The organism is Luteimonas sp. 8-5, from assembly GCF_029763755.1.
Classification (GTDB): Bacteria; Pseudomonadota; Gammaproteobacteria; order Xanthomonadales; family Xanthomonadaceae; genus Cognatiluteimonas.
This window is the reverse complement of sequence record NZ_JARUVM010000129.1, coordinates 1-11469: the sequence shown is the minus strand read 5'-3', so window position 1 is coordinate 11469 and position 11469 is coordinate 1. Positions and strand designations below refer to the sequence as shown.

The window sequence follows — 11469 nt, the reverse complement described above, 5'->3', positions numbered from 1 at the left end:
CGCGGCCGCGGCCGCCAGTGCCGCCGGGAGCACGCCGTCGACGCCGCGCAACTCGCCGGTCAATGCGAGTTCGCCCAGGATCTCGACGCCTTCCAGCGCCGACAGCGGCAACTGTTCGCTCGCTGCCAGGATGCCCAATGCAATGGCCAGGTCGTAGCGGCCGCCGTCCTTGCGCAGGTCGGCCGGCGCCAGGTTCACGGTGATCCGGCGCGGCGGAAACTCCAGCTGCGAACACTGGATCGCCGAACGCACGCGCTCGCTGGCTTCGCGCACCGCGGCCTGCGGCAGGCCGACGATCGACATGCGCGGCAACCCGCCGGCCAGGTGCACTTCCACCCGCACCGCGGGCGCATGCACGCCGGCGCGTGCACGGCTGTGCACCAGCGCCAGTCCCATGGCGGGTGGCTCAGGCTTGCGAAGGGTCGTTGCCGCGCGCCGCGGCCAGTTGCGCCTCCAGCTCGGCAACGGTGCGCTGCAGCGCCTCCAGCTGTTCACGGGTGCGCAGCAGCACCTGGCGCTGGACGTCGAACTCCTCGCGCGTCACCAGGTCGAGGCGGCCGAGGCCGGACTGCAGCACCGACTTGAAGTTCTGCTGCAGCTCTTCGCGACCTTCCTTCAACCCCGGCGGCACCAGGCTGCCGAGGCGGCGGGCGAGTTCGTCGATGTGGCCGAGGTCGATCATTCCGAAATTGCTGCCGTTGTCGTTGCCGTTGGTGGTCGTGCGCATTTGCTGGCTCCCGTGTTGGTCCGTCCAGACTGGCCGGGCAACGCGGGTGCCGCAGTCGGCGGCTGCCGCCGGGCGATGTCGGGAAAATACCCGTCGGCCGCCGCACGCGCATGCTACCGCAGGCGCTATGCTGGCGCCTGCCAACGAGGAGACCGCGTGATGAAGATGGTCATGGCGATCATCAAGCCGTTCAAGCTCGACGACGTGCGCGAGGCGCTCGCCGACGCCGGCGTGGCCGGCATCACCGCCACCGAGGTCAAGGGCTTCGGCCGGCAGAAGGGCCATACCGAGCTGTACCGCGGCGCCGAGTACGTGGTCGACTTCCTGCCCAAGATCAAGCTCGAGGTCGCGGTCACCGACGACCAGGTGGACGCGGTGGTCGAGGCGATCATGCAGGCTGCCGGCACCGGCAAGATCGGCGACGGCAAGATCTTCGTCTGGGACCTGGACAAGGTGGTGCGGATCCGCACCGGCGAACTGGACGGCGACGCGCTCTAGGCCCGGTCGACCTCGACCCGGTTGCGGCCGTTGCCCTTGGCCCGGTACAGCGCCGAGTCGGCGCGACCAACCAACTCCTGCAGGCCGGCGTCGCCGGCGCGCAGCTCGACCACGCCGATGCTGATCGTCGTCGCCAGGCCGTCGGCGATGTCGCTGAAGTCCAGGGCCTCGACCGTGCTGCGCAGGCGCTCGGCGATCGACAGTGCGCGCTCCAGCCGGGTATCGGGCAGCAGCACCAGGAATTCCTCGCCGCCGGTGCGCCCGAGCAGGTCGAAATGCCGCAGGGCGTCGCGGCAGGCCACGGCGATCCGCGCCAGCACCTGGTCGCCGCAGGGGTGGCCGTGGTTGTCGTTGATGGTCTTGAAGTGGTCCACGTCCAGCGCCAGCGCGCACAACGGCAGGCCGGACGCGCGCGCCCTGGCGATGGCTTCGTCGCCGTGCTGCTCGATGCTGCGGCGGTTGGCGACGCCGGTGAGCGGATCGGTGGCGGCCATCTCGCGCAGCCTGCGCATGCGGGTGAGCTGGCGCACCACCAGGCCGCCGAGCAGCAGCAGCAGGATCCCGGCCAGCGCCATCGCCGTCCATTGCCAGCGCCGCGCCTGCAGCAACGCCTGCAACTGGCGTTCGCGCAACGCCTGCTCGCTGGCCAGGCGCTCGTTCTCCATGCGCGCGTGGTTGTCCTCGAACTGGTAGCGCAGCAGCTCGGCGCGCTGGCTGCGCTCGGCGCTGGCCAGCGATTCGGTCGCTTCGATGTAGCGCTCCAGGTCGGCGGCGGCGGCCGCGTCGCGGCCGAGCGCCTGCTCGCTGTCGGCGCGGGCGCGGTACAACAGCGCCTGGTAGCGGCGGTTGCCGCTGTTCTCCAGCGCGACCGCCGCCTTGTTGTACTCGGCCATCGCGCGCGCATGCTCTCCGAGCCCGGCATGCGCCTGGCCGCTGCGCAGCGCGATCATGTCGTCGTTGGCGTGGTCGCCGAGCGCGGCGAACTGGGTGCGCGCGGCATCGATGATGCGCAGCGCGCGACGGTATTCCTTGCGCAGGATGTAGGGCCAAGCCATCGCCAGGTGCACGCTGGCCGCGTCGTACTCGCTGGCGCGTTCGTTGGCCATGCCCAGCACGGTGCGATAGAAGTCCAGCGCGGCATCCACCTCGCCGCGGTCCTCGGCCAGGTAGCCCTGCTGCAGCAGGTTGGAGAACAGCTGGTGGTAGTCGCCGATGGCGCGCGCGTAAGCCTCGTTCTGGCGCAGGTAGTCGCTGGCCTTGTCGAGGTCGCCCATTCGCCGGTAGCTGATCGCGATGTCCAGCAGCAAGGCCTCGGAGTCGCTGGTGAATCCGCCTTCCCGGTACAGGCGCTGGGCCTCGAGCAGGTCGCGGATCGCGCGCGCCTGGTCCTGCAGCAGCGAGTGGCGGCTGCCGCGCAGGCTGAAGCCGTCGGCCAGGAGGCGGTCGTTGCCGATGCGCCGCGCGATGGCGATGCCCGCCTCGTACGCGGCCATCACTTCTTCGGTCGGCGCCAGCGTCTCCAGCGCCGAGGCCCGGCAATAGTGGAAGCTCGCCTCGGCTTCGCCGTTGCGCGCCGCGCGCGCCCGGGCCAGGCCGGCATCGGCGTACGACAGTTGCGCCTTGGCGTCCTCGAACGCCCAGCCGCAGAACAGCGCCCGATAGCGCAGGTCGCGGACCGTGTCGCCGGCGGGCCGCAGGCCGGCCAGTTCGGCGAGCCGTTGCAACACCTGCGCATGCGAGGGCTGTGTGGCCAGGCCCAGGTCGTTGAGGTGGCGATGCATTGCGTCGAACGCTTCTGCCGATGCCGGCGTCGATGCCGGAGCTGGCGCGTCCGCCGGCTTCTGCACGGGCACGGCATGCCCGTGCTGCCACGCGACGAGCAACACGGCCAACAGCCATGGACAAATGCGACGCAGGTAAACCACTCGATCCCCTGTGCCCGACGGCTCCCCCCGCCCGGCGCGTACCGATTGTTCGGCATGGGACCGGCTTTGTGGCGCCGCAGCAACCGTTATGTGACGTGGGTCACACTTCTCCCAGGGCAGCCGCTACGAACGGCGGGGTCGCCAGGGCGCTGCGGTGGATGTCGGCGCTGTAGTAGCGGGTCTGGAATTCCCTGGCGCGGGCGTCGGCTTCCCGGAACTCGAAGTTGCCGCCCTTGCGCGCCAGGGTGCAGCTCCACCAGCCGGTCGGGTAGCACGGCTGCGGGAACGGCAGGGTCTTGAAGGTGGTGAAGCCGGCCTTGCCCATCTCCGCGCGCATCGCCTTCACCAGCTCGAGCAGGGCCAGCGGCGACTCGGACTGCTGCACCAGGATCCCGTCCTCCCGCAGTGCGCGGAAGCAGGACTCGTAGAAGGCGCGGTTGAACAGGCCTTCGGCCGGGCCGACCGGATCGGTGGAATCCACGATCACGATGTCCAGGCTGCCGGGCGCGCAATTGGCCATCCAGGCCACGCCGTCGTCGAACATCAGGGTCGCGCGCGGATCGCCGTTGGACTCGCACAACTCGGGGAAATACTTCTCCGACATGCGCGTGACCTGCTCGTCGATGTCGCACTGCACCGCGCTGGCGACGCCCGGGTGGCGCAGCACCTCGCGCAGCGTGCCGCAATCGCCACCACCGATGATGACCACGTTGCGCGGGTTGGCGTGGGTGAACAACGCCGGGTGCGACATCATCTCGTGGTAGAGGAAGTTGTCGCGCGTGGTCAGCATCATCGCACCGTCGATCAGCATCAGCTTGCCCCAGTCGGTCGAGTCGTAGATCTCGATCTTCTGGAACGGCGACTGCACCTCGTCGAGTTTGGCGGTGATGCGATAGCCGATGGCCGAGCCGGTAGGCTCGAAGTTCTCGTACATCCAGGTCGGTTCGGTCATCGTGCAGGCTCGGCGGGCGCGGGGCATTTGCGGGGCCGTGATTCTAGCGGATATAGAATGAGCGCCCTGTTCCGGGCCGCCGCCCACGAGGATCCCCGCCGATGCCGACCTGGTCGCTGGACCAAGCCCGCAAGACCTACTCGATCCCGCACTGGTCGGAAGGCTATTTCGACGTCGACGCGGGCGGCCGGGTGGTGGTGTTGCCGCGCGGCGCGGCCGGCCCGCGGGTGGCGTTGCCGGAAGTGGTCGACGCTGCCCGCGCCCAGGGTGCCAAGCTGCCGCTGCTGGTGCGCTTCCCCGATATCCTCGGCGACCGCCTGGGCAAGCTCCAGGCCGCGTTCGCGCAGGCCCAGGCGGACTGGAACTATGGCGGCGGCTACACCGCCGTGTACCCGATCAAGGTCAACCAGCACGCCGGCGTCGCCGGCACGCTGGCCTCGCATCGCGGCGACGGCTTCGGCCTGGAGGCCGGCAGCAAGCCCGAGCTGATGGCCGTGCTGGCGCTGTCGCGCCCGGGCGGGATGATCGTGTGCAACGGCTACAAGGACCGCGAGTACATCCGCCTGGCGCTGATCGGACGCAAGCTGGGGCTGGAAACCTTCATCGTGGTCGAGAAGCCTTCCGAGCTGAAGCTGGTACTGGAAGAGGCCGCGGCGCTCGACGTGCGCCCGGGCCTGGGCGTACGCATGCGCCTGGCATCGCTGGGCGCGGGCAAGTGGCAGAACAGCGGCGGCGACAAGGCCAAGTTCGGGCTGTCGCCGCGCCAGGTGCTGGACCTGTGGAAGGCGCTGCGCGACACCGGCATGGGCGACTGCCTGCAGCTGCTGCACTTCCACATGGGTTCGCAGATCTCCAACGTGCGCGACATCGCCAACGGCATGCGCGAAGCCACGCGCTACTTCGTCGAGCTTTCGCGGCTCGGCGCGCACGTGCGCTACATGGACGTGGGCGGCGGCCTGGGCATCGACTACGAGGGCACGCGTTCGCGCAGCTATTGCTCGATCAACTACGGCGTGGACCAGTACGCGGCCAACATCGTGCAGCCGCTGGCCGAAGCCTGCGCCGAGAACGGGCTGGCGCAACCGCGCATCATCACCGAATGCGGCCGCGCGATGACCGCGCACCACGCGGTGCTGGTGGCCAACGTGGTCGAGGTCGAGGAGGCGCCGGAAGGCCGCAATCCGCCGGCGCACGACGACGAGCCGGCGGTGATCCGGCGCCTGCGCGAGGTGCACGACGACATGGCGTCGCGCCCGCCGGTGGAAGCCTTCCACGATGCCCAGCACCACCACGGCGAAGGGCTGTCGCTGTATGCGCTCGGCCAGTTGGAACTGGTCCACCGCGCGCGCCTGGACGATCTGTTCTACGCCATCGCGCATGCGGTGCGCGCGCGCCTGGACTACGCCGAGAAGAGCCACCGCGACCTGCTGGACGAACTCAACGAGCGCCTGGTCGACAAGTACTTCGTCAACTTCAGCGTGTTCGAGTCGATGCCCGACGTTTGGGCGATCGACCAGGTGTTCCCGATCGTGCCGATCGAGCGCCTCGACCAGGAGCCGACCCGCCGCGGCGTGATCGCCGACATGACCTGCGACTCCGACGGCAAGATCTCCACCTACGTCGAGAACGAGGACCTGGATACTTCGCTGCCGCTGCATCCGCTGCGCGAGGGCGAGAGCTACCGGCTCGGTTTCTTCCTGGTCGGCGCCTACCAGGAGATCCTGGGCGACATCCACAACCTGTTCGGCGACACCGACGCGGTCGAGGTGCATGTCGACGGCGACGGCTACGCCATGCGCCAGCAACGCCGCGGCGACACCAACGACGTGATGCTCGACTACGTGGGTTACAAGCTCGATGCGCTGCGCGCCGAATACAAGGCCAAGGTCGACGCCGCCGGGCTGCCGGAAGCGGAGGCCACAAGCATGAACGCCGCGCTCGAGGCCGGCCTGACCGCCTACACCTACCTCAGCGACGAGCCGCTGTAGCGCCTACGTCCGCGCGACCTGGAAACCGGCGAACGACTGCGAGACCGGCATCATCTCCAGGCGGTTGAGGTTGAGGTGCGGCGGCAGGCTGGCGATCCAGAAGATGGTTTCGGCGATGTCCTGCGCGGTCATCGGGTTGGCGCCCGAATAGAGCGCGTCCGATGCCGCCTGGTCGCCGTGGGTGCGGACCAGGGTGAACTCGGTTTCGGCCATGCCCGGTTCCAGCGAGGTTACGCGCACGCCGCTGCCGTGCAGGTCGGCACGCAGGTTGAGCGAGAACTGGGTGACGAAGGCCTTGGTGCCGCCGTAGACATTGCCGCCAGGGTACGGATAGGTCGCGGCGGTGGAACTGACGTTGACGATCGCACCCTTGCGCTCGATCAGCGTGGGCAACAGCGCGCGCGTCAGGGTGACCAGGGCGAGGATGTTGGTCTCCACCATCGTCCGCCAGTCGTCGAGCGAGGACTCCTGCGCCGGCCGCGTGCCCAGCGCCAGGCCTGCGTTGTTCACCAGCAGGTCGATGTCGCGGAAACCGGCGGGCAACTCGCCCAGCGCGGCCCGCATCGCGGCTTCGTCGCGGATGTCGAAGGCGGCGCCATGCACCTTGTCGGCGCCCAGTGCATCGACCAGCGCCTGCAGGCGCTCGGCGCGCCGGCCGCAGGCGACCACGCGCCAGCCGGCGGCGACGAATCGTTCGACGGCGGCGCGGCCGAAGCCGGAGGTGGCGCCGGTGATGAGTGCGATGTTGTTCATGTCGGCGATTGTAAGGGTGGGGCGGGCGGCGAGCGCGAGGAGCTACGGGTGGAGGGCGGGAATGGGGAATAGGGAATGGGGAATGGTGAGTGCGGGGCGAGCGGTCACTGCAATACCTTGCTTGAAGACCTGTATTGCCAAGCGGGTTACGCGCCCGGAACCCACCATTCCCTATTCCCTGTTCCCTGTTCCCTTCTTCTTCGGCGCGGGCTTCTTCTTCGCCGGCGGCGCCTTCTTCGCCGCTGGCGCCTTCGCCGCCGTCTTCCGCGCCTTGTGCGCCGTGCCCTTGCCGCGCGTGCTCGCCTTGGTGGCGCGATGCTTCTGCAGCATGTCCTCGGCCAGAACCACGTCCTCGGAGAGGATGCCCGCGGCCTTGGCGATGGCGATGCGCGCGGCGGCCTTGTTCTCGTCGGGATTGGCCAGCAGCAGCTCGCGGATGGCTTCGCGCAGGGCGGCCTCGGCGTTGCGCTTGAGCTGCACGTTCTCGCTCTGGCGGAACAGCGCCATCAGCGCATCGACGACGGGTTTGATCAGGGCGGCTTCGATCGGCATGGGGCTGTCTCCTTGGTCGGACAGCATGCCCGATGGGCGTCGCAGGAGCAGGGACTGGCTAGCGGGCCTTGATCGCCATGGCCGGGAGGCCGCCGCCGGTGAGCTTGGCCTTGGCCCCGGCAAGCTCGGACGCGGTCCCGTACGGGCCCATGCGCACCCGGTAGACGGTGCGGCCCTGGATCTCGGCGGCTTCGACCCGCGCACTCAGGCCGAGCAGGGCGATGCGCGCCTTCACCGCCTCGGCGTCGCTGGCCGAGCCGAACGCACCGGCCTGGAGGATGTAGGCCGCGTCGCCGTCGATACTCGTGGTGGCGGGGGCGGGCGCCGGCGCAGCCGGTTCGGGTTCGGCCGGCTCGGCCAGGTCGGCGGCGTCTTCGCTGCGCGCGGCTTCGGCGCGCGAGGCAGCGGCCAGCTCGGCGTCACTCATCGCCACTTCGTCGGCCGGCAGCAGCGTGTAGAAGTCGTACTGCGTGCCCTTGGGCGTGGTGTCCTCGTCGGCGACGGACTCTTCGCTGCTGGGCGGTGCCGGCGTCGCATCGGGGTTGGGGCGCGGGCGGAAGAAGCCGTCGCCCTTGTCCGAACGCAGCAGGCGCGGCGCGGCCAGCAGGACCACCACCGTCAGCACGATGCCCAGCACCAGCCAGGCCCAGCCGGGAAGCCCGCCGTTGCCCTGGTTGCGCCGTGCCTGCGATTTGCCGCGTCGTGCTGCCACTGGATCCTTCTCCTGCTTACATGCTTTCGGGGGCGGAAACGCCGATCAGCGCCAGCCCGTTGGCCAGTACCTGTCGCGTCGCCTGCGCCAGCGCCAGGCGCGCGTTGCGCAGGTCGGCGTCGTCGACCAGGAACTGGTGGTCGTTGTAGTAGGACTGGAAGGCCTGCGCGAGTTCGTGAAGATAGGCCGTGACCAGGTGCGGCTCGAGGTGTTCGCCGGCCGAGGCCACCACGTCCGGCCAGCGCGACAGCTCGGTCAGCAATGCGTGGGTGGCACGGCTTGCGGGGGAATCGCCGTCCAGGTCCAGCGGTTGCGCCAGGCCCGCCGCTGCGTCGTACGCCAGCCCGCGCTCGCCCAGCTGCCGCCACAGGCCGCAGATGCGGGCGTGCGACAGCTGCACGTAGTAGACCGGATTGTCGAGCGACTGCGAACGCGCCAGGTCGATGTCGAATGTGAGCTGCGAGTCCGGCTTGCGCGCGAGCAGGAACCAGCGCGTCGCGTCGCGGCCGGCTTCGTCGATCAAGTCGCGCAGCGTAAGGTAGCTGCCGGCGCGCTTGGAGATCTTCACCTCCTCGCCGCCGCGCATCACCGTCACCATCTGGTGCAGCACGTACTCGGGCCAGTCCTTCGGGATGCCGGCGTCCAGCGCCTGCAGGCCGGCCTTCACCCGCGCCAGCGAGCCGTGGTGGTCGGCGCCGAGCTCGGTGATCGCGCGCTCGTAGCCGCGCTGCCACTTGCTCAGGTGGTAGGCGACGTCCGGCACGAAATAGGTGTACGTGCCGTCGGACTTGCGCATCACGCGGTCCTTGTCGTCGCCGAAGTCGGTGGTGCGCAGCCACAGCGCGCCGCCTTCCTCGTAGGTGTGGCCGTTGGCGGCCAGCGTGTGCACGGTCTCCTCGACCTTGTCGTCGGCGTATAGCGACGACTCGAGGAAGTACACGTCGAACGAGACGCCATAGGCTTCCAGGTCCGCGTTCTGCTCGCGGCGCAGCCAGGCCACGGCGAAGCGGCGGATCGCGTCGAGATCCTGCGGATCCTTCGCTCCCGTGACGGCATGGTCCTCGAACGAGACCGTGTCGCCGCGCAGGTAGGCCTCGGCGACGTCGACGATGTAGTCGCCGCGGTAGCCGTCCTCCGGCCACGACGGATCGTCCGGGGTCTTGCCCAGGGCACGGGCCTGCACCGACCTGGCCAGGTTGTCGATCTGCGCGCCGGCGTCGTTGTAGTAGAACTCGCGTCGCACGTTCCATCCGTTGGCGGCGAGCACGCGCGCGATGCAGTCGCCGATCACCGCGGCGCGGCCGTGGCCGACGTGCAGCGGGCCGGTCGGGTTGGCGCTGACGTACTCGACGCCCGCGGTGCGGCCGCTGCCCGAGTCGTTGCGGCCGTACGCCTCGCCCAACGCGAGGATGGTGCGCAACTGTTGCTGCCACGCCGATTCGGACAGGCGGAAATTGAGGAAGCCCGGGCCGGCGATCTCCACCGCGGCGATCGCGTCGCTCGACGGCAGGGCCTCGACCAGTGCCTGCGCCAGCGCGCGTGGGTTCGACTTCGCCGGCTTGGCCAGCAGCATCGCCACGTTGCTGGAGAAGTCGCCGTGGGTGCGGTCCTTGGGACGCTCGACGACGAAGTCCGGCGCCGCCAGGTCGGCGGGCAGGGTGCCGTTCGCGCGCAGGTTGTCGATGCCCTGGTTGACGAGATCGCGGACGAGGTCGCGGACGACGCCGCGCTCCGGGGCGTGGAGCTGGGTTTTCACGGGGATTGGCGGGTTTATCGACGGCCCCGCATTGTACGCGCTACACCCAGCCGCGCGCGGCGAGCGACACCGGCGGGCCGTCGCCGATCACGAAGTGGTCGAGCAGGCGGATGTCGACCAGGGCCAGGGACTGCTTCAGGCGCGCGGTCACCGCGCGGTCGGCGGCGCTGGGCTCGGCGCTGCCGCTGGGGTGGTTGTGGCCGACGATCACCGCCGCGGCATTGCACGCCAAGGCGCGGCGCACGACTTCGCGTGGATGCACCTCCGCGCCGTCGACGGTGCCGCGGAACAACTCCTCGAAGGCGAGCGAACGATGGCGGGTATCCAGGAACAGGGCGGCAAAGACCTCGCAGGGATGCCCGCGCAGGCGCTGGGCGAAATAGCGTCCCGCCGCGCCAGGATCGGTCAGTGCCTCGCCGCGCTGAAGGCCGGCGGCGAGATAGCGGTCGCAAAGCTCCAGGGCAGCCGCCAGCTGGCAGGCGCGCGCCGGGCCCAACCCGGGCAGCGCGGCAAGCTCGCCGGGGCTGCGTTCGAGCAGCGCGCGCAGCGGTCCATGCGCGGCGAGCAGGGCGCGGGCGGTGGCCACGGCATCCTGGCCGCGCAGGCCGGAGCCGAGGAAGATCGCCAGGAGTTCGGCGTCCGAGAGCACGTTGGCGCCACGGGCGACCATCTTCTCGCGGGGGCGTTCGGCGGCGGGCCAGTCGCGGATTTGCATGGCGGGAACCTCAAGGGCGGGAATGGGGAATGAGGGGAATGGGGAATGGAGACAGTTCAGCGCCTGGAGGGCGGGGGCGAAGTCGGGGAGAAAGGCCGGTTCGGGTAAGCTGGTGGCTCGGATTCGGGTAAGGAACTTCCGGCTCATGGCAACGGCGGGATCCAGTGCGGACCAGGGCCTGAACGGGCGCCGGGTGCTGTTGTGCGTCACCGGCGGGATCGCGGCGTACAAGGCGGTGGAGCTGGTCCGGCGGCTGCGCGAAGCCGGGGCCACGGTACAGGTGGCGATGACCGAGGCCGCGCAGCGATTCGTCGGTGCCCAGACCTTCCAGGCCGTATCGCACCTGCCGGTGCGCACCTCGCTGTGGGACGCCAGTGCGGAAGCGGCGATGGGCCACCTGGAACTCGCGCGCTGGGCACAGCAGGTGATCGTCGCGCCCGCGACCGCCAACACCATCGCGCGCCTCGCCCATGGCCTGGCCGATGATCTCGTTGCCACCCTGTGCCTGGCCACGACCGCGCCGGTCGCGATCGCGCCGGCCATGAACCACCGCATGTGGCTGCATCCGGCCACGCAGGCCAACGTCGCGACGCTACGCGAACGCGGCGTGCAGGTCATCGGCCCCGACGACGGCCCGCTGGCCGAAGGCGAATCCGGCCCCGGCCGCATGCGCGAACCCGTGGCGATCGTGCAGGCTCTGGTGCAGTCGCAGTGAACGGGAACCTCGCCGGCCGCCGCATCCTGGTGAGCGCCGGTCCGACCTACGAGGACATCGACCCGGTGCGCTTCATCGGCAACCGCAGCAGCGGCAAGATGGGCTTCGCCATCGCCGCCGCCGCCGCGCGCGCCGGCGCCGACACCGTGCTGGTCGCCGGGCCGGTGCACCTGCAG

At 69.9% G+C, this 11469-nt stretch carries 11 protein-coding genes and 1 pseudogene; 3 read left to right on the top strand and 9 right to left on the bottom strand.

From position 1 onward, the window contains the following. Both QAA18_RS11640 and QAA18_RS11635 read right to left on the bottom strand, forming a co-directional pair. On the bottom strand, nucleotides 1-396 hold a 396-nt coding region (locus QAA18_RS11640; protein ID WP_279413137.1), incomplete at its 3' end, for a magnesium chelatase domain-containing protein. A gap of 10 nt (nucleotides 397-406) precedes the next feature. Next, the gene (locus tag QAA18_RS11635) at nucleotides 407-682 is read right to left on the bottom strand and encodes an accessory factor UbiK family protein (protein ID WP_279413139.1); all 276 of its coding nucleotides are present in this window, start codon (nucleotides 680-682) and stop codon (nucleotides 407-409) included. A 204-nt stretch (nucleotides 683-886) separates the two neighbouring features. Here QAA18_RS11635 and QAA18_RS11630 point away from each other — a divergent pair, with 204 nt between their 5' ends. Continuing rightward, complete coding sequence (locus QAA18_RS11630; protein ID WP_279413135.1) at nucleotides 887-1225, top strand: P-II family nitrogen regulator; 339 nt, start codon at nucleotides 887-889, stop codon at nucleotides 1223-1225. Here QAA18_RS11630 and QAA18_RS11625 read toward each other — a convergent pair. Both QAA18_RS11625 and speE read right to left on the bottom strand, forming a co-directional pair. Then, the gene (locus QAA18_RS11625; RefSeq protein WP_279413138.1) at nucleotides 1222-3111 is read right to left on the bottom strand and encodes a diguanylate cyclase; all 1890 of its coding nucleotides are present in this window, start codon (nucleotides 3109-3111) and stop codon (nucleotides 1222-1224) included. The genes QAA18_RS11630 and QAA18_RS11625 overlap by 4 nt on opposite strands. Nucleotides 3112-3250: 139 nt before the next feature. Continuing rightward, entirely contained in the window at nucleotides 3251-4102 is an 852-nt protein-coding gene (speE, locus tag QAA18_RS11620) for a polyamine aminopropyltransferase (RefSeq protein ID WP_279413134.1), read from the bottom strand. A gap of 101 nt (nucleotides 4103-4203) precedes the next feature. Here speE and speA point away from each other — a divergent pair, with 101 nt between their 5' ends. Next, nucleotides 4204-6090, top strand: a complete 1887-nt coding sequence (gene speA / locus QAA18_RS11615; RefSeq protein ID WP_279413133.1) for an arginine decarboxylase — start codon at nucleotides 4204-4206, stop codon at nucleotides 6088-6090. A gap of 3 nt (nucleotides 6091-6093) precedes the next feature. Here the strand turns inward: speA and QAA18_RS11610 are convergent, their stop codons facing one another. The 5 genes from QAA18_RS11610 to radC all read right to left on the bottom strand — a co-directional run bounded on the left by QAA18_RS11610 (nucleotide 6094) and on the right by radC (nucleotide 10578). Beyond that, entirely contained in the window at nucleotides 6094-6843 is a 750-nt protein-coding gene (locus tag QAA18_RS11610; protein WP_279413132.1) for an SDR family NAD(P)-dependent oxidoreductase, read from the bottom strand. A gap of 171 nt (nucleotides 6844-7014) precedes the next feature. Then, entirely contained in the window at nucleotides 7015-7395 is a 381-nt protein-coding gene (locus tag QAA18_RS11605) for a hypothetical protein (RefSeq protein WP_279413131.1), read from the bottom strand. Nucleotides 7396-7453: 58 nt separating this feature from the next. After that, complete coding sequence (locus QAA18_RS11600; protein WP_279413130.1) at nucleotides 7454-8107, bottom strand: SPOR domain-containing protein; 654 nt, start codon at nucleotides 8105-8107, stop codon at nucleotides 7454-7456. A gap of 16 nt (nucleotides 8108-8123) precedes the next feature. Continuing rightward, nucleotides 8124-9863: an arginine--tRNA ligase gene (gene argS / locus QAA18_RS11595; RefSeq protein WP_279413129.1), complete on the bottom strand. Its 1740-nt coding sequence runs from the start codon at nucleotides 9861-9863 to the stop codon at nucleotides 8124-8126. A gap of 40 nt (nucleotides 9864-9903) precedes the next feature. Next, on the bottom strand, nucleotides 9904-10578 hold the full coding sequence (gene radC, locus QAA18_RS11590) for a DNA repair protein RadC (protein WP_279413128.1): 675 nt from the start codon (nucleotides 10576-10578) through the stop codon (nucleotides 9904-9906). Between the two features lie 145 nt (nucleotides 10579-10723). Between radC and coaBC the strand changes: the two are divergent. Beyond that, nucleotides 10724-11469: pseudogene (gene coaBC / locus QAA18_RS11585) on the top strand (bifunctional phosphopantothenoylcysteine decarboxylase/phosphopantothenate--cysteine ligase CoaBC); the annotation flags it as partial.